Genomic DNA, 17805 nt, shown 5'->3' with positions numbered 1-17805 from the left:
ACCACATGCATGCCGGCATGATGCAGGTCGTTTCCGTCCTGCCGTCCACGGACAAGACGCCGATGGATCATGAGCACATGGACCATGAAATGATGGGCCATGACATGCCCATGGAGCACGAAATGCCGATGGATCATGACATGATGGATCATTCTGCCATGGGCCATGACAAGCACGGGGAGATGAAGTGATGCAGAGGACGCTCCTTTCCGCATTCGCCGCGCTCGCCTTTGCTGCCGGCGCTTCGGCCCAGACGCATGACCATCACAGCACCTCTCCGGAGGAAAAGCCCTGGTCGCAGGCCGACGCCTATTTCGACCCGGCCGAAATGGACGCGGCCCGCGCGCATGTGCAGGCCCATTCCGGCGGCTCGCCATTTGCCATGGTCCGGTTTGACCGGCTGGAAGCTCAGTCGTCTGACGGGGAAACCACCGGTGTCTGGGATGCCGACGCCTGGTATGGCGGCGACATCAACAAGATCTGGCTGAAAACCGAGGGAGAGTATTCCTTCGAGGAAAACGACCTGGAAGAAGCCGAAGTCCAGCTGCTCTGGTCCCGCGCGATATCGCGCTACTTCGACCTTCAGACCGGTGTACGCTACGATTTCGAACCAAAGGGACAGGCCCATGCCGTACTGGGCGTCCAGGGGCTCGCCCCCTACTGGTTCGAAGTGGACGGCGCCGCCTTCCTGAGCGAGTCAGGCGACCTGACCGCCAGCTTCGAAGCCGAATACGAACTCCTGCTGACCAATCGGCTGATCCTCCAGCCCCGGCTGGAGGTGAATTTCTCGGCACAGGACATTCCGGAACGGGAGCTTGGCTCAGGCCTGACCGATCTGCAGGCCGGTTTGCGCCTGCGTTACGAAATCCGCCGGGAATTCGCCCCCTATATCGGCGTCGAATACCAGAGCGCCTTCGGCGGAACAGCAGACCGGATCGAAGCCAGCGGCGGGGACGCCGACGACACACGCTTCGTCATCGGCGTCCGAACCTGGTACTGACTCGGCCATTCCAGGCCGATCCCACAACGCAGAACCCTTTGATTCCCTTGAATTAAAGGGTTCTGCATCGCCTATGGCATGAGTCTTGTTGTGCAATGCAGCATAGAGGCGTACTGTCCAAGTCAGAAAAGGGATACAGGACTGATGGAATATTGGCTCATGCCTTGGCGCGCGACGCTGTCTGTTGCCGCTGCCACGCTCGAAACCACGCTGGTCATGCAGAAAAGCCTCGCCGGCCTGACAGGAGTGGGCGGCCTTGAGACAATGGACGAGAACCGCCTGCGCGATGCCTTCCATGCCGCCGCCGACGTGAACCTGCGCCGCTGGGGCGATACAGCTGAAATGCTGCAGAACCTGCCGGGCTGGTACCGGGACCTCGGCCGCATGCCGGGCGACCTGATGACTGACTGGTTCGACGCGCATCACCGGTCGGCGACAGCAGACTGATCGGGCCGTCCTAGGCTTCGTCCGGCTTGCGGCGCATCGCCGGCAGCCAGACCCCGAAGGCTGACCCCTTCTCCATCACCGTTTCCACCGCCATGCCGCCGCGATGGTGCGCCATGATGTGTTTCACGATGGCAAGCCCCAGTCCGGTGCCGGTGATCTTGCCGCCCCGGCTCTGGTCCGTCCGGTAAAAGCGCTCGCCCAGACGCGGCAGGTGCTGGCGTTCGATCCCCGGGCCCTCGTCTTCCACCCTGACCCAGATCGCCGGTTCGCCCGGCCCCGGCCGGTTGACCGACTGCAACAGCGTCATCCGCTCACTGTCGTCCCAGGCCTGCCCGGCTTTCGCACGCGCCTCGACCGTGTCGGCGGCGAAGCCGTAAGTGACCCGCACCTTGCCATCCTTGCGGCAGTATTTGATCGCGTTGGAAATCAGGTTCTCGACCACCTGGATCAGCTCGTCCCGGTTACCGATAACGGGCAGCGGCGTGTCGATGCCAGAGACTTCCAGATGGACATTGCGTTCATCGGCGAGACCTTCCAGCGCGGCCGCACCTGAGGCCATCACGTCCTGCATGTCGACCTGGTCGCGCGGCGCGACCTGTTCGGAAGACTCGATGCGCGACAGGGACAAGAGGTCTGAAATCAGGCGGGACATGCGCTCGGACTCGACCGCCATGATGTCCAGAAACCGGCCCCAGCTATCCGGATCATCCTTTGCCGGGCCGCGCATGGTTTCGATGAAACCCGACAGTGCCGTCAGCGGCGTGCGCAGTTCGTGGCTGGCATTGGCGATGAAATCGGACCGTGCCCGGGCGGCCCGGCGCAGCGGCGTCAGGTCTTCCAGCACGATCAGCACGCGGCCACCATCCAGCGGACGTGAGACATGCGCGCGCCAGGTTTCGTTCGGGCCGGCATCGACTTCCACGGCCAATGGCGCGTCAACCCTGGTGTGAATGGCCTTGTCGATCGCAGACAGCAGGGCCGGTGACCGGATGACCGTCGACGCACGCGGCCGGACCCGGTTGTCGAGACGCAGAATGTCTTCCGCCTCGGCATTGAAAGCCACGATCCGCTCGTCCAGATCGATTTCAAATGCGGGCAGCGGCAGCGCCTTGAGCGGAATGGATGCCGCCGAAGGTCCGGGCACGATACTGTCCGCTGCGCCATCCGTCACAGACGACGCCGGCAGGACCGTTGCCGAGCCAACATAATAGGCCCAGGCCACCGCTCCGGCTGCGATCAGGGCGGCGGCTGCCTCGATGAAACCGATGGACCCTGTCGCGAGCAGCAGGACCAGCACGGCCGCGAAACACGATATGAGCACGACAAAGTCACGGACACGCAACGTGGTTGCACGCCGTACGCCGCGTTCGGCGCCCTTCTGGGGGGGTGTAGCCAGCGCTTCAGTCATGCGGTTTCCCTGTGGGATCCCTTCCACACACACGTAGGTTTTAGGCGCTATCGCGACAGCGCGAAGATGCCAAGCCCCGCATCCGTACAAGCCTTCCCCAAAGTAAGCCCTTTACCTGCATGTAATTATTGAAAATCGATAATTTCTCGTTGACAGTCGAATAGAGCGCGCGTAATTCGCTGCATATACAGACAGGAGCAATGCCTAAGGCATGAAACGATCAATCCTCTTCGCGGGCACGGCATTTCTTGCAGCGTGCGCCTCTTCTCCGGCAAATCTTGGCGGTCTGGCAGGCGAACGCGTTGATTTCTTTGCGCAAGCACCCGATGCACCCGCCGAATGGATGGCAAGCGGTGTCACTGGAAAGGCGCCCAAAGGCGACTGGCTGAGTCAGTTCAACGACCCGGTGATGCTGTCGCTGGTGTCAGAAGCGCTCGAGAACAATCCGAGCCTGAAATCCCGCGCGGCCACGATGCGCGCCGCTGAAGCGGCCACCCGAACAGCACGCTCGGCTGGCCGGCCGAGCCTCGATGCTTCGGTGTCTGCCGGCGCCACGTCGACCGGCGTGAAGACGGCAACCGGCACTGACCGGATCGACAGCGAAATCTATGGTGTCGGGCTCGACGCCAGCTGGGAGCTGGACCTGTGGGGGCCGCATCGGCGCATCCGTGAACGCAGCAGAGGCAGACTATGCCGCGTCCGAGGCCGATCTGGCCGCAGCGGAACTGTCGCTGGCGGCCCAGACGGCCATCGCCTGGATCAACCTGAACGAGGCAATGGCCCAGGAACGCGTGGCCGAACTGACTTATGATGCGCGCGACCGCGTGCGCCTGCTGACCGAGCGCCGCTTCCAGCGCGGCCTGGTTGATGCGCTCGACGTGCGGACCGCCCGCTCGGCCCTGGCGAATGCGGAAGCCGCGATCGCAACGCGTCGCCAGATTACCGGCGAAGCTGCCCGCCGGCTCGAAATCCTGCTCGGCCGTTATCCGGCCGCCGAGATTGCCGCGTCAGCTGAACTGCCCGCCCTCGGCCCACTGCAGCCGGAAGGCAACCCTGCCCTTCTGCTGTCGCGCCGGCCGGACATCGCAGCGTCCGAAGCCCGGATCGAAGCCGCCGGCATGCGTGCCGAGACCGCCCGGCTGGCCATGCTGCCGTCCTTCGTCCTGTCGGCCAGCGCATCGACCAGCGAAAGCGACCTCGCCGACGCGTTCGACCCGGAACTGATCGCAGCCCGCCTCGTCGCGAACCTCATTGCGCCGATCTTCAAAGGCGGACGCCTCGATGCCCAGCGTGATGCTGCCGTGGCGCAGGCAGAAGCCGCTGTCGCCAACTATGCCAGCGCCGCGCTGTCGGCCTGGGGCGAAGTCGAAAATGCCGTCGCAGCGGACATGTATCTTGCCGATCAGGAAGAAGCCCAGGCCCGGGCACTGGAAGAAGCCCGGCTGGCCGAAGACCTTGCCCTTCGCAAGTACACGACCAGCGGTACACTGACGATCTTCAACCTGATCGACGCCCAGACCCGGCGATTGACCGCAGAGAGCCAGCTGATCTCTGTTCGCGCCAGCCGCGCCACCAACCGTATTTCCTACCACATCGCCCTCGGCGGTGGCCTCCCGGTCCAGACCGCCACGACCGAAACGACGCCCACCGAAGCCGCCGCAGAATAAGCCCCAGGAGTTCCATCCATGGCCCGTATCATCGCCATCGCTGCCCCCATCGCAATCATTGCCGTCCTTGGCGTCGGCGGAACCGTCGTCCTGCAGAACCTCAAGCCGGAACCCGAGAAGGCTGAAGAGGCGCGCATCGGTCTCAATGTCTTTGCCGAAAAGGTTCGCCGCGGCGATCTTGAAATCACGGTCGAAGCGCAGGGCGAAGTGCGCCCGCGCCGCGAAATCGTGGTGGCCCCGCAGATCTCCGGACGTATCGCCTATGTCTCGCCTGACTTCATCGATGGCGGCTTCATCAAGCAGGGCCAGCTGCTGGTTCGTGTCGAAGCGGCTGACTATGAACTGGCCGTGGTGCGCGCCCGTTCCGGCGTGGCCTCTGCCGAGCAGGGCCTGACCCGTGAAATCGCAGAAGCCGAGCTGGCGCAGCAGGATATCGAGGACCTCGGCATTTCCGATGTCTCCCCGCTGGCCCGCCGCGAACCGCAACTGGCCCAGGCTCGTGCCGCCCTCGACGCAGCCAAGGCACAGCTGAAGGATGCCGAGCTCGCGCTGGAACGCACTGCGGTCTACGCCCCCTTCGCCGGCCGGGTGTGGGAACGCGATGTCGATATCGGCCAGGTCGTCGCCACCGGCCAGTCGCTGGGACGCATTTTCGCCAATGACGTCGTCGAAGTTTCACTGCCGCTGGACGACGAGGAAATGGGCCGCCTCGGCCTACCGCTCGCCTTCGCCGCAAGCGACCAGCAGCCCGGACCGAAGGTCGACTTCTCGGCCACGGTCGGCGGTGTCGAAAGGCACTGGACCGGCGAAGTCGTCCGGACGGCTGCCGCGGTCAATTCCCAGACCCGCCAGATCAACGTGATCGCCGAACTGAAAGACCCGTATGGCAAAGGTGCCGATGGCGGTGCGCCGATGGCGCCCGGCCTGTTCGTCAATGCCGTGATCCACGGCGACACCATACCGGACGTCCTGATTGCGCCGCGCGCCTCCCTGCGCGGGGGCGACCGGATTTTCATTGGTGATACCAAAAAGGGCACGCTGTCGATCCGCACGGTCGACCTGATCTACTCAGATCCGCACGGCGCCTATGTCCGCACCGGCATCGACGCGGGGGAGTTCGCCATCACGTCCCCGATCCAGGCTGCCTTTGACGGCATGAACATTACCGTGATGGAGCGTCTGCCAGACGGCACCATCAAGACCTACGAACCGGTGGAAGACACGCCGGACGGGGAAGAAGTTGAGGAAACAGCCATGCGCCTGACCAGCGCCAAAGGAGCCTCCGAATGAACGGGATCGTCGCCTGGTTCGCCCGCAATGCCGTTGCCGCGAACCTTCTCATGATCGTCTGTTTCGTCGGGGGTGTCTTCGGATACACCGCGATGGAACGGGAAATGTTCCCGGTCGGAACGTTTAACGGCGCAACCGTTTCGATGGCCTGGCCTGGCGCTTCGCCGCAGGACATCGAAGAGCAGATCGTGACGCGGATCGAGGAAGCCGTGGCCGACCTCGACGGCGTGAAGCGTATTACGTCGACGTCTTCTGAAGGGTTCGGTTCGGTCAATATCGAAGGCCAGAACGACATCGACATGATGCAGTTTCTGGACGAAGTGAAGCTTCGGGTCGACCAGATCAATAACCTGCCGCAAGCCGCCTTCCAGCCACAGGTGCGGCGCTGGGAACAGCGCGACCAGTTCATGGGGCTCGCTGTTCACGGCAAGGTCGATGGCCGGGAGCTGAAACGCCTCGGCGACCGGGTACGCGATGACATTGCCCAACTGCCCGGCGGCGAGCTTGCCGAACTGCAGGGTACACTGGACGAACAGGTGAACATTGAGGTCACCGAGGAATCCCTGCGCCGTTTCGGCCTCAGCTTCGGCGATGTGGCCAATGCCATCCGGCAGTCTTCGCTGAACTCGTCCGGCGGACGGATCGAATCCTCAACTGGTGACGTTTCGATCACGACCCGCCAGCTGGCAGATACAGCAGACCAATTCAACAATATCATCATCCGCCAGACCACCGAACAAGGCACGGTCCGTGTCGAGGATGTTGCCGAGGTCATCGACGGGTTCGTGTCGGACAAGTTCAGTGCGCTTTATGGCGGTGAACCGACGGCCTTCGTCATGATCCGGGCGCCGGACAAGATGGACGTGGTGAACTACACCCAAGGCTTCCGGGATTATGTGGAACGTGCCAATGACCCCAGAAACGGAATCCTGCCCCAAGGCGTGAAGATCGATATCCTCTGGGACGATTCCGAGGCGTTCAACGACCGCATGCACCTGATCACGTCGTCTGCACTGCAGGGCGCGGTGCTGGTGCTGATCGTGCTTTTGCTGTTCCTCCGCCCGACGGTGGCCCTCTGGGTCACGGTCGGCATCATGACCGCGTTCGGCGGCGGTATCCTGATCCTCCCCTATCTGGGTGTGTCCTGGAACATCCTCTCCACCTTTGCCGTGCTGCTGGTGATCGGGGTGATCGTGGACGATGCCATTGTTGTGGGGGAGAATATTCACAAGGAAGTCGAAAGCGGCCGGCGCGAAGGCCTGGACGCTGCAATTGTCGGAACCCAGATGGTTCTGAAGCCGATCATATTCGGCGTGTTGACCACGATCATTGCCTTCCTTCCCTGGGCATTCCTCAGCGGACCGGAAAGGCAGTTCACGCAACAGATCACCTTCGTGGTTGTGGCCGCCCTCTTCTTCTCCATCGTCGAGTGTATGCTGATCCTGCCGGCGCACCTGTCGCACATGAAGAAGCAGAGCTTCGACGGTGCCAGCGGTGCCTTCATGAAGGTCCAGCGACGGATCGCCGACAGCCTGCTCTGGTTTGCCAACAACATCTACAAGCCGATGCTCGAATTCGCGCTGAAGTTCCGGTACGCGACAACAGCCTTCTTCTTCTGCCTGTTCTACCTGGCCTTCAGCCTGTCCAGCATGAAGTTCGTGCCGTTCCAGTTCATGCCCGAGATTGAGGCTGACCTGATCCAGGTGCAGATCGAAATGCCGGACGGTACGCCATATGAGCGTCTCATCCAGGTCCGCGACCAGCTTCAGGCCGGGATCGAAAAGAGCGAACAGCAAACGAAGGACGAGCATCCCGAAATCAAGGACGGCCTGATCCGGGATGCGTCGGTGATTGCCTATGGCACGAATGTGCGCGCCTTTATCGGCCTCGCTGCCCCTGAAGACCGCCCGGACACGATCCGGTCCAAGGACCTCGCGGAAATCCTGCGGACCAATGTCGGCGAAATCCAGGATGCCGAAGAGATCAATTTCGCCTTCACCTTCAATGACAGTGACACGGGTGTGCGCTTTGCCCTCAGCAACCAGAACCTCGATCATCTGCGCGATGCTGCCGATGTCGTGAAGGCGCAACTGGCGACCTATGCCAATGTCTATGATATCGGCGACAACCTGTCTTCGGCGGCCGACGAGATCCGGATCACCATGAAGCCCGGCGCCGAAACTCTCGGGGTGACGCTGGCCGATGTCTCTCGCCAGCTGCGCCAGGCCTATTATGGTGAGGAAGTCCAGCGCCTGCCTCGTGAGGGCGAAGATGTCCGGGTCATGGTGCGGCTGCCGGAATCGGCACGCGAGAACCTGGACAGCCTGAACTCTCTCCGTGTACGCACGTTGGATGGCCGCGAAATTCCGGTGACACAAGTGGCCGACTTCTCCTACGCCCCCGGCATCAACCGCATTCAGCGGCGCGACCGGATGCGCTCGGTCTATGTCTTTGCCGAAGTGAAGGGCGAAGGCGGCCGCGGAGAAATCATGGCAGACATGGAAGCGAACTTCTGGCCGGAATTCCAGAAACAGTTCCCGGACGTAAAACGCGGCGAGGCCGGCGGCTTCGAGGAAGAAAACCAGTTCATGAACGAAATCGGCCGGCTGACCCTGATCGCCATCGGTGCGATGTACATTCTGCTGGCGATTGCCTTCCGCTCATATGCCCAGCCTGTACTTTTGATGATGGCTCTGCCCTTCGCCTATGCAGGCGCGCTTTTCGGCCTCTGGTTCTTCGACACACCGATGGCACTGTTCTCCTTCTTCGGGATCGCTGCGGCCGCGGGGGTCGTCATCAACGACAACCTTGTGCTGATCGACTATGTCAACAAACGCCGGGAGGAAGGCGCAGGCGCCGTTCAGGCGCTGGTCGACGCTGGCGTGTCGCGCTTCCGCCCAATCCTGCTGACATCGCTGACCACCATGGTCGGGATCCTGCCTCTGCTATCACAGCGGTCCGTACAGGCCCAGTTCCTGAAGCCGATGCTGGTGGCGCTTGGGTCAGCCGTCGGGTTTGCGATCTTTATCTCACTGTTCCTGGTGCCGGCGCTTTATGTCATCGGCGCTGAAGTCAAACGGATCTTCGCCTGGACCTGGGGCGGCCAGCCCTTCCGGCACATTGGCGACGGATACTCCGGTCATGTCACGATCGACGAGGAAGAATTGATCGGCACGAGCGGAGGGAGTGGCAGTCCGCCTATGGCACCGGCGGAATGATTTGCTAACAAACAACCACAGGGCATGCCCCTCGCGCGCTGCGGGGGGCATGGGATTTGAGTAAGGAGAAACTCAGGATGAAACATCTTCTGTTGGGCACAGCAGCCATTGCGTTGCTGGCCGGGTGTACCCCCAAGGCGTCCGCGCCTGCAGAAGGCGACAAGGTCGCTGTCGTAGAAACCACGCCGCCGGTCGCCAATGCGGACGGAAAGTATGAATCCAGCGAAGGCCTTTTGCTCTCGGCTCCGGACTATTGGGGCAGCTGGGGGATCGACCTCAGCGTCCAGGACACCAATGTCAAACCAGGCAATGACTTTTACGCGTGGACCAATGGCAAGTGGCTGGATTCCTTCCAGATCCCGTCAGACCGTTCGCGCTACGGCTCGTTCGACCTGCTGGCTGAGAAGTCCGAACAGCGCGTCCGCAAAATCATCGACGACCTTGCCGCACAAAAGCCGGCCATTGATACGCCGGAAGGCAAGATCGGCGCCTATTACAACGCCTATCTCGACACCGATGCCATCAATGCCGCCGGCCTTGCGCCAGCGCAGCCCTATCTCGACAAGATCAACGCGATTCAATCGCAGGACGACCTCGCGGCCCTGTTTGCGACGCCCGGGTTCAGCGCGCCGATTGGCGGTTTCGTCTTCGCCGACGACAAGGACCCGGACACGAACATCTTCCAGATGCGCATCAGCGGCCTCGGCCTGCCGGATCGCGATTATTATCTGAAGACGGATGACAAGTCGGTAGAGCTTCGCGCCAAATATCTCGACCTGCTCACCTTCATGCTTGAAAAGGCCGGCTATGAAGATGCTGCCGGAGAAGCGCAAAAGGTGCTGGATCTCGAAACTGAGATTGCCAAAACTGATTGGGATCGCGCCCTCGCCCGCAATCCGGAGATCACCTACAACAAGGTGAGCAAGGATGAACTCGTCGCGATGGCAGGCGACTTCCCGCTCGTCCGTGCGCTCGACACGATGGGTATCGGCGGCGAGAGTGAATTCCTCGTTGCAGAAGTTCCGCCCACGCCGGAAGAACTGGAGGCCGCCGGTATCTCCGGTGAAGATGTAGCCAAACTCGGCGGCGGGTTCCCGGCAATGTTCGAAGTTGTCAGCGAAACGCCGCTCGATACCTGGAAAGCCTATCTCACCGCGCACTTCCTGTCGGACTTTGCCAGCGTGCTGCCCAAGGAGATCGATGACGCCGACTTCGCTTTCTACGGCACCGCCCTGCGCGGCCAGCCGGAACAGCGCGAGCGCTGGAAGCGGGCCGTCCAGGCAACCCAAGGCACGCTCGGCGAAGCCATCGGCAAAGTATTTGTCGAGCGCTACTTCCCGCCGGAGAACAAGGCGGCGATGGACGATCTTGTCGCCAACCTCCGCAAGGCCATGGCCGCAAACCTCGAAGACCTCGGCTGGATGAGCGAGGCGACCAAGGTAAAGGCCGAAGCGAAGCTCGACGCCTTCACGCCGAAGATCGGCTATCCGGACGAGTTCGAGACCTATGACACGCTCGTGGTGGGCAACAATGCGCTCGACAACGCCATCGCAGCGCAGAAATGGGCAACCGAGGACAATCTTGCAGATCTCGGCCAGCCCGTGGACCGCACGCGGTGGTTCATGACCCCGCAGACGATCAACGCCTACTACAACCCGTCCTTCAACGAGATCGTGTTCCCGGCTGCCATCCTGCAGCCGCCTTTCTTCAACGTCTCGGCCGACCCGGCCGTGAACTATGGTGCCATCGGCGGCGTCATCGGGCACGAAATGGGTCATGGGTTTGACGACCAGGGCGCCAAGTATAATGGCGAAGGCGTTCTCAAAAACTGGTGGACAGAAGAAGACCTCGCTGCCTTCCGCCAGCTGGGCGATGCCCTGGCCAAGCAGTACTCGTCCTACTGCCCGCTCGACGACGGTGAGACCTGCGTGAACGGCCGTCTGACCCTCGGCGAGAACATCGGCGACCTCGGCGGCCTCTCCCTCGCCTACCGGGCTTACAAGATGTCGCTGAATGGCAAGGAAGCCCCGGTGATCGACGGGCTGACCGGCGACCAGCGCTTCTTCATGGCATGGGCCCAGGTCTGGAGATCGAAGTACCGTGAAGAGGCGACCCGCCAGCAAATGCTGACGGACCCGCACTCTCCGCCCGGCTTCCGCGTCAATGGCGTCGTCCGGAACCTGGACGCATGGTACGATGCGTTCGATATCCAGCCTGAACACGCGCTCTACCTCCCGCCGGAAGAACGCATCCATATCTGGTAATCCGGAATTGAAAATCGTGTGATCTGGAGGCGGCGCTACAGTTAGCGCCGCCTCTTGCATTTGTGCTCAATAGGATATTAAGGGTTTCGGCCCATATTTTGCGACTTGGGTGGAGTTCGTTAGCGATTGGAGCGCTAGACTACGCCATGAGTATGAAACCGCGCCTCTTTGGGACAAAAAAACCTGACGGTCCCGATCTGGGACGGATTCAGCGTACGCTCCAGAACTCGGTGACGTCGATCGCCTCCCGCGCAGATCATCAGAACATGAGCCGCGCCGAACGGGCCAAAGTGTACCGTGAAGCCGCCGTCGCCTACGATTCCGGCTATCGCCGCAAAGGCATCGTCCTGGACTATACGAGCAAAGGTGTTCGTCTGCGCTTCCCGACCAATGAGAGCCTGCCCCCCTCGGTTTATCTCTATGCTGGCGCTGTCGGTCTTGAGGGACCGGCCCGGGTTGTCTGGCAACACGGGTCTGAAGCCGGGCTTGCCCTGCAGGTCTGATCACGGTTTCACGCGCGATCAGGGCTCCCAGATCGGCGGTTCTCCCTGAATTCTGAGTTGCTTTTCGGTACTCTTTTGCCCCTGCCCCAGTTTGCCGCACCTCTTCTGACCTTTTGTCGGGCTTGACGTGCCCCCTTGTCAGGCGCTTTGTGCCATCCGAAGTAAGACAGCACGCAGTTGCAGCAAGGAGACGCACATGGCTGACCAGGATCCGGTCGTAATCGTTGGCATGGCCCGCACCCCGATGGGTGGCCTTCTCGGAGACCTCGCCGGTTTCAGCGCGAATGAGCTTGGCGCCATCGCCGTCGAAGCCGCGGTGAAAGAGGCCGGCCTCGCACCGGGCGACGCCAATGAAATCATTATGGGCAACTGCCTGCCCGCCGGCCAGGGCCAGGCTCCGGCCCGTCAGGCTGGTTTCAAGGCTGGACAGGATAAGGGCCTGGAAGCTGTCACCATCAACAAGATGTGTGGCTCCGGCATGCAGGCCGCTGTGATGGGCCGCAACGCCATTCTCGCCGGCGACGCCGACATCGTGATCGCGGGTGGCATGGAATCCATGACCAACGCCCCGCACCTGATCAATGCCCGCAAGGGCCACAAGTACGGCACGATGGCTGCAGAGGACCACATGGCCCTCGACGGCCTGTCCGATGCCTATTCCAAAGGCCCGATGGGCCTGTTCGCCGACAAGATCGCCGGTGAGTACCAGTTCACCCGCGAACAGCAGGATGCGTACGCCATCGAAACGCTGAAGCGCGCGCAGGAGGCCACGGCATCCGGCAAGTTCAAGCGCGAGATCGCGCCGGTCACCGTGAAGACCCGCAAGGGCGAGACGGTGGTCGACGTCGACCAGCTGCCGCGTGAAGCCAAACCGGAGAAAATCCCGGATCTGCGCCCGGCCTTCTCGAAGGACGGCACCGTGACCGCCGCCAACGCTTCGGCTATCTCCGACGGCGCTGCCGCGCTCGTCCTGATGAAGAAGTCCGAAGCTGAAAAGCGCGGCCTGAAGCCGATCGCCACGATCGTCTCGTCTTCCAGCCACGCCCATGAGCCGGAATACTTCACGACCGCTCCGGTGCCGGCCATGCAGAAGGCGCTCGCCAAGGCAGGCTGGGGCGTCGACGAAGTCGAACTCTGGGAAGTCAACGAAGCCTTTGCGGTTGTTCCGATGATCGCCATGAAGGAACTCGGCATCAGCCACGATAAAGTGAACGTGAACGGCGGCGCTTGCGCCATGGGTCACCCGATCGGTGCGTCCGGCGCCCGCGTGATCGTTACGCTTCTGGCCGCCATGGAAGACCGCGGCGCCAAGAAGGGCGTGGCCTCGCTCTGCATCGGCGGCGGTGAAGGCATCGCCATGTGCCTCGAGCGCGCATAAGCGCCTCGCCTGACGACACAACATGATCTAGATCTGAACGGGCCCGGGATCACTCCCGGGCCCGTTTGCATTCGGAGCCTGAATGAATATCAAACTCGGCGACTTCGACGACCCGCAAATCCGGGAACTCCTGCGCCAGCACCTGCAGGGCATGGCAGAGACGTCTCCGCCCGGCCACAGCTTCGCATTGGATCTGAGCGGCCTGCAGCGGCCGGATGTGACCTTCCTGTCCGTATGGGACGGCGAGATCTTGCTCGCGATCGGCGCGATGAAAGAACTGGCCGCCCATCACGGCGAACTGAAATCCATGCGCACACGGAGAGACAGTCTGCGCCGGGGGGCCGCGACCGCGATGCTGGAAGCACTTCTGGATCTGGCGCGCCAGCGCGGCTACCGGCGGGTCAGCCTGGAAACCGGCTCGGGCGAGGCTTTCGAGCCGGCGCTCGCGCTATACCGCAAGCACGGATTCCGGAGTGGAGACGCTTTTGCCGATTATGTCGGCAGCGACTTCAATCAATTCCTGCATCTCGACCTGGCCTGACCGGCCAGGCGCATTACTTGACGTTTTCGACGAGGTCGAGCGGCAGGGCCGTCGTGCGCTTTGCCACGCGGATCACAATGCGCGACTGCACATCGGAGACGAGCGCCGACCCGAGCAGCTTGTCGCGCAGGAAATTGTCATAGGCATGCATGTCGGTCGTCACGACATGGATCATGTAGTCCACCTGCCCCGTCACCGTCATGACCTCGGTCACTTCCGGCCAGGCAAGCACCATGTCCTCGAACGCCTGAAGGTTCTCCCGGTTCGGCAGGGCGAGCTTCACGCTGGCGATCACTTCGAAATTCAGCCCAAGCGCAAAATTGTCGAGAATCGTGACACGTCCGCGGATGAAACCGGCTTCTTCCATCCGTTTGATCCGGCGCCAGCACGGCGAGGAAGAAAGTCCCACGCGATCGGCGATTTCCGCAACGGAAAGCCCTGCGTCCCGCTGGATGATGTCAAGAATCTTGGCATCAACTGAGTCTATTTCTTGGGCCAATTTTCTAATTTCCTCGCAGATTTGGGCATGATTTGCCCCTATCTACCAAAATTGGCGCAAGAAAGGCAAGCTTTTTCGTGAATTTTGTCGAATAATCTTCCAGTTCCTTGGAGCGGACAGATTACCCATGCATCATCGTGAAGTTACGCTGAACGACAAATACGATCTTGTCGAGGGCAAGGCGTATATGACTGGTATTCAGGCACTGGTCCGCCTGCCTCTTGATCGAAAACGCCTGGATCTGCGCAATAATGTGAACACGGCCGGATTTATATCCGGATATCGTGGGTCTCCCCTTGGTGGTTATGACCAGCAGCTGCGCGCCGCGCAGAAATGGCTGGACGAGCATGACATCAAATTCTGGGAAGGCCTGAACGAAGACCTCGGCGCCACCGCCGTCTGGGGCAGCCAGCAGCTCGGCCTGTTCCCGGGCGCAAAATATGATGGCTTGTTCGGCATCTGGTACGGCAAGGCGCCGGGCGTCGACCGGACGGGCGACGTGTTCAAGCATGCCAATGCCGCAGGCTCGTCCGCACTTGGCGGCGTCCTCGCCATTGTCGGTGACGACCACAATTGCAAATCCTCCACCCTGCCCTCGCAGTCCGAATTCGCGATGATGGACGCCGAGATTCCGGTGCTGAACCCGGCCTCGATCCAGGACGTGCTGGACTATGGCATCCATGGCTGGGAGATGAGCCGCTTCTCCGGCACCTGGGCCGGCATGGTGGCGCTTGCCGATACAATGGATTCCGGCTCTGTCGTCCAGGTCGGCCTCGACCGCTTCACGATCGTCCAACCGGACTTTGCCCTGCCTGAAGAAGGCGTGCATATGCGCCGCGGCGATGCCCCGCTGTTGAAAGAACAGCGCCTGCGGCAGATAAAGATCCCGGCGGCGCAGGCCTATGTTCGCGCGAACCGGCTGGACCATGTGATCCTGCCATCGCCAAAGCCGCGCGTCGGTATCGTCGTGACCGGACAGGCTGCGCGCGACGTGTTCGAGGCGCTTGCCGCGCTCGGTATCGATCCGCAGGAGGCCGGCCGCCTCGGGCTTGCCATTTACAAGGTCGCCATGCCGTGGCCGCTTGAGCCGCAGCGTATCCGCGAGTTCTGCACAGGCCTCGAACGCGTGCTCGTCATCGAGCACAAGCGCCCGCTGATCGAAGACCAGCTGCGCTCGGTCCTCTACCGCCTGCCTGACAATCAACGCCCCTTCATCGAAGGCAAGCATGACCGGGACGGCAATCGCCTCCTGTCCGACATTGCCTCGATCACGATCCCGGAAATGGCCGCTGCCTTGATGGAAGTGATTCCGGAAGGCTGGGACACATCCCGCGCTACTGCCTATTTTGACCGCGTTGGCCGCGCCGGTGAAGCCGCGCGCACCAATGCCTCCCCGACCGTCCGCACCCCGCATTTCTGCTCGGGGTGTCCGCACAACACCTCCACCGTCGTGCCGGAAGGGTCCCGCGCGCTGGCCGGCATTGGCTGCCACTATATGGCGAACTTCATGCCGGACCGCCACACCGACATGACAAGCCAGATGGGCGGCGAAGGCATCGCCTGGGTCGGCCAACACTGGGCGACCGACGAGCCGCATGTTTTCGTCAATCTAGGCGACGGCACCTATTCCCATTCGGGCAGCCTCGCCATCCGCGCCGCCGTCACCTCCGGCGCGAACATGACCTACAAGATCCTCTACAATGACGCCGTCGCCATGACCGGCGGACAGCATGTGGAATCCGGTCAGACCCCGGCCCAGATCGCCCAGCAGGTTCGCGCCGAAGGCGTGCGCACCATCGTTATCGTCACCGAAGACACGACCCGCTACGCGAACGTCAAAGGCCTGCCCGGCGGCGTGAAGATCTATGACCGCGACGATCTGGAAGACGTACAGCTGACCCTGCGCGACACGCCCGGCGTGTCCGTCATCATCTATGACCAGATCTGTGCAACCGAGAAACGCCGCCGTTCCAAGCGCGGCCTGCGCGCCCCGGACCGCACGCGCGTCATTATCAATACCGAGGTCTGCGAAGGCTGCGGGGATTGTTCGGTGAAGTCGAACTGTCTCTCGGTGGAGCCCGTCGAAACCGATCTTGGCCGCAAGCGCCGGATCAATCAGTCCACCTGCAATACGGACCTCTCCTGCCTGAAGGGTTTCTGCCCGAGTTTTGTCACCATCACCGATGGCGAACCGGCCTGGGAAGACCAGGAACGCCCGGCCTTCAGCGCCGACGGCCTGCCCCTGCCCGAAACGCCGAGTCTTGCCCAGCCTTACAACGTGCTGTTCACCGGCGTCGGCGGTACTGGCGTGACGACGGTGGCCGCCGTGCTTGCCATGGCCGCGCATGTGGACGGCCATGCCGCCTCCAGCCTCGACATGACCGGCCTTGCTCAGAAGGGCGGCCCGGTCCTCTCCCACATCCGCTTCGCGCGCGAGCCGGAACAGATCTCGACCGGCCGTGTGCCGCCCGCCAGCGCCGATGTCGTCATCGCCTGCGACCTGGTCGTGGCCGCCGGCGGCGATGCGTTGAACCTGATGGATGCGGACCGCACCGCGGCCTATGCCAACAGCGACGTGACCCCGACCAGCGAGTTCATCCGCAACCGCTCCAAGCGCTTCGAGAGCGATCTTCTCTCTGCCCGCGTCAAGCGGCAGGCAAGCGAGTTCAGCGCCTTCGATGCCGAAGCGCTCGCCGTCGGCTATCTGCATGACGCGATCTACACCAACATGATCATGGCAGGCTTTGCCTGGCAGAAGGGGCGCCTGCCCGTCTCGTTGCGCGCGCTCTACCGCGCCATCCGCCTGAACGGCACCAAGGTCGATGATAACATGGCCGCCTTCAATATCGGTCGGATCGCTGCAGCAGACCCGGACCGCCTGATCCGTCAGCAGGATCCGCGCGGTGATGTACCGGAGCAGACGCTAGAGGAACTGATTGAAGATCGCGCCGCGCGCCTGACGGCCTACCAGAACGCCGCCTATGCAGGCCGCTACCGCGAGATCGTCGAACAGGTACGCAAGGCTGAGAAAGCCGTCAGCCGTGATGAGAAGCTGACCCGTGCCGCGGCCTTCTATGCCTACAAGGTCATGGCCTACAAGGACGAATACGAAGTCGCCCGTCTCTACACGGACGGAAAATTCGCCGAGCAGCTCGCCAGCCAGTTCAAGGGCGGCAAGCTGCGCTTCTGGCTCGCGGCGCCGATGATCGCGAAAAAGGATTCGCACGGCCACCTGCAGAAGAAGCATTTCGGCCAATGGATGATGCTGGGCTTCAAACTGCTGGCGAAGTTCAAGGGCCTGCGCGGTACGCGGTTCGATTTCTTCGGCTATACCGAGGAACGCCAGCATGAGCGCAAGCTGCGCGATGATTATATCGCCGGATTGGCGCGCATCACGTCCGAGCTGACGGAGAAGAACCTCGAGCTGGCCATCGCCATTGCCCGCGTGCCGGATGACATTCGCGGCTTCGGTCATGTGAAGGATGCCGCCTTGCAGGCTGCGAAGGTGACGGAAGCAGAGCTCTGGAAAGGCTGGCCGGAAGGCAAGTTGCCCACAGCAAAAACAACGCTGATCGCCGCAGAATAGTCAC

The 17805-nt window shown here is 62.1% G+C and carries 13 protein-coding genes and 1 pseudogene; 12 read left to right on the top strand and 2 right to left on the bottom strand.

The features are described 5' to 3' along the window. From HY26_RS06080 to HY26_RS06070, 3 genes and pseudogenes are all read left to right on the top strand, one after another. Positions 1–191, top strand: a pseudogene (locus HY26_RS06080) (hypothetical protein); the annotation flags it as partial. After that, complete coding sequence (locus HY26_RS06075; RefSeq protein ID WP_034769357.1) at positions 191–1000, top strand: copper resistance protein B; 810 nt, start codon at positions 191–193, stop codon at positions 998–1000. The pseudogene HY26_RS06080 and the gene HY26_RS06075, both read left to right, overlap by 1 nt. Positions 1001–1144: 144 nt before the next feature. Continuing rightward, positions 1145–1447 carry a hypothetical protein gene (locus HY26_RS06070; RefSeq protein ID WP_034769358.1) on the top strand — a complete coding sequence of 101 codons (303 nt, stop codon included), beginning with the start codon at positions 1145–1147 and terminating at the stop codon, positions 1445–1447. Between the two features lie 10 nt (positions 1448–1457). Here HY26_RS06070 and HY26_RS06065 read toward each other — a convergent pair whose 3' ends face one another. Further along, positions 1458–2855, bottom strand: a complete 1398-nt coding sequence (locus HY26_RS06065; RefSeq protein ID WP_051600307.1) for an ATP-binding protein — start codon at positions 2853–2855, stop codon at positions 1458–1460. A 211-nt stretch (positions 2856–3066) separates the two neighbouring features. On the opposite strand from HY26_RS06065, the gene HY26_RS19395 reads away from it, so the two are divergent. The 8 genes from HY26_RS19395 (at position 3067) to HY26_RS06030 (ending at position 13716) form a co-directional block, all read left to right on the top strand. Beyond that, on the top strand, positions 3067–3666 hold the full coding sequence (locus HY26_RS19395) for a TolC family protein (protein ID WP_370453437.1): 600 nt from the start codon (positions 3067–3069) through the stop codon (positions 3664–3666). Next, positions 3566–4522: a TolC family protein gene (locus tag HY26_RS06060; RefSeq protein WP_370453438.1), complete on the top strand. Its 957-nt coding sequence runs from the start codon at positions 3566–3568 to the stop codon at positions 4520–4522. The genes HY26_RS19395 and HY26_RS06060 overlap by 101 nt, the downstream gene beginning before the upstream one ends. A gap of 18 nt (positions 4523–4540) precedes the next feature. Further along, positions 4541–5812, top strand: coding sequence for an efflux RND transporter periplasmic adaptor subunit (locus HY26_RS06055; RefSeq protein ID WP_034769359.1), 1272 nt, complete (start codon positions 4541–4543; stop codon positions 5810–5812). Further along, positions 5809–9030 (top strand): efflux RND transporter permease subunit, encoded by a 3222-nt coding sequence (locus HY26_RS06050; protein ID WP_034769361.1) that lies wholly within the window; start codon positions 5809–5811, stop codon positions 9028–9030. The genes HY26_RS06055 and HY26_RS06050 overlap by 4 nt, the downstream gene beginning before the upstream one ends. A 77-nt stretch (positions 9031–9107) precedes the next feature. Then, positions 9108–11294 carry a M13 family metallopeptidase gene (locus tag HY26_RS06045; RefSeq protein WP_065382796.1) on the top strand — a complete coding sequence of 729 codons (2187 nt, stop codon included), beginning with the start codon at positions 9108–9110 and terminating at the stop codon, positions 11292–11294. A 146-nt stretch (positions 11295–11440) separates the two neighbouring features. Next, a complete protein-coding gene (locus tag HY26_RS06040) occupies positions 11441–11797 on the top strand; it encodes a hypothetical protein (protein WP_065382797.1) in 357 nt (118 codons plus the stop codon). 196 nt (positions 11798–11993) lie between these two features. After that, positions 11994–13175, top strand: coding sequence for a thiolase family protein (locus HY26_RS06035; protein WP_034769366.1), 1182 nt, complete (start codon positions 11994–11996; stop codon positions 13173–13175). An 82-nt stretch (positions 13176–13257) separates the two neighbouring features. Beyond that, on the top strand, positions 13258–13716 hold the full coding sequence (locus tag HY26_RS06030; protein WP_034769368.1) for a GNAT family N-acetyltransferase: 459 nt from the start codon (positions 13258–13260) through the stop codon (positions 13714–13716). A 13-nt stretch (positions 13717–13729) separates the two neighbouring features. Here the strand turns inward: HY26_RS06030 and HY26_RS06025 are convergent, their stop codons facing one another. Beyond that, complete coding sequence (locus tag HY26_RS06025) at positions 13730–14215, bottom strand: Lrp/AsnC family transcriptional regulator (RefSeq protein WP_034769371.1); 486 nt, start codon at positions 14213–14215, stop codon at positions 13730–13732. Between the two features lie 127 nt (positions 14216–14342). Here HY26_RS06025 and HY26_RS06020 point away from each other — a divergent pair, with 127 nt between their 5' ends. Then, entirely contained in the window at positions 14343–17801 is a 3459-nt protein-coding gene (locus HY26_RS06020; RefSeq protein WP_034769373.1) for an indolepyruvate ferredoxin oxidoreductase family protein, read from the top strand. Positions 17802–17805: the final 4 nt, after the last annotated feature.

It is taken from the genome of Hyphomonas sp. GM-8P (genome assembly GCF_003263315.1).
In the GTDB taxonomy this organism is placed as follows: Bacteria; Pseudomonadota; Alphaproteobacteria; order Caulobacterales; family Hyphomonadaceae; genus Hyphomonas.
Note: the sequence above shows the minus strand (reverse complement) of the source record. Positions and strands in the feature narration are given on the sequence as shown.

Coding starts and splice junctions, on each gene's coding strand:
- HY26_RS06050 (WP_034769361.1), top strand. CDS start 5,809: ATGAACGGGATCGTCGCCTGGTTCGCCCGCAATGCCGTTGCCGCGAAC.
- HY26_RS06040 (WP_065382797.1), top strand. CDS start 11,441: ATGAGTATGAAACCGCGCCTCTTTGGGACAAAAAAACCTGACGGTCCC.
- HY26_RS06065 (WP_051600307.1), bottom strand. CDS start 2,855: ATGACTGAAGCGCTGGCTACACCCCCCCAGAAGGGCGCCGAACGCGGC.
- HY26_RS06045 (WP_065382796.1), top strand. CDS start 9,108: ATGAAACATCTTCTGTTGGGCACAGCAGCCATTGCGTTGCTGGCCGGG.
- HY26_RS06055 (WP_034769359.1), top strand. CDS start 4,541: ATGGCCCGTATCATCGCCATCGCTGCCCCCATCGCAATCATTGCCGTC.
- HY26_RS06020 (WP_034769373.1), top strand. CDS start 14,343: ATGCATCATCGTGAAGTTACGCTGAACGACAAATACGATCTTGTCGAG.
- HY26_RS06075 (WP_034769357.1), top strand. CDS start 191: ATGCAGAGGACGCTCCTTTCCGCATTCGCCGCGCTCGCCTTTGCTGCC.
- HY26_RS19395 (WP_370453437.1), top strand. CDS start 3,067: ATGAAACGATCAATCCTCTTCGCGGGCACGGCATTTCTTGCAGCGTGC.
- HY26_RS06070 (WP_034769358.1), top strand. CDS start 1,145: ATGGAATATTGGCTCATGCCTTGGCGCGCGACGCTGTCTGTTGCCGCT.
- HY26_RS06030 (WP_034769368.1), top strand. CDS start 13,258: ATGAATATCAAACTCGGCGACTTCGACGACCCGCAAATCCGGGAACTC.
- HY26_RS06035 (WP_034769366.1), top strand. CDS start 11,994: ATGGCTGACCAGGATCCGGTCGTAATCGTTGGCATGGCCCGCACCCCG.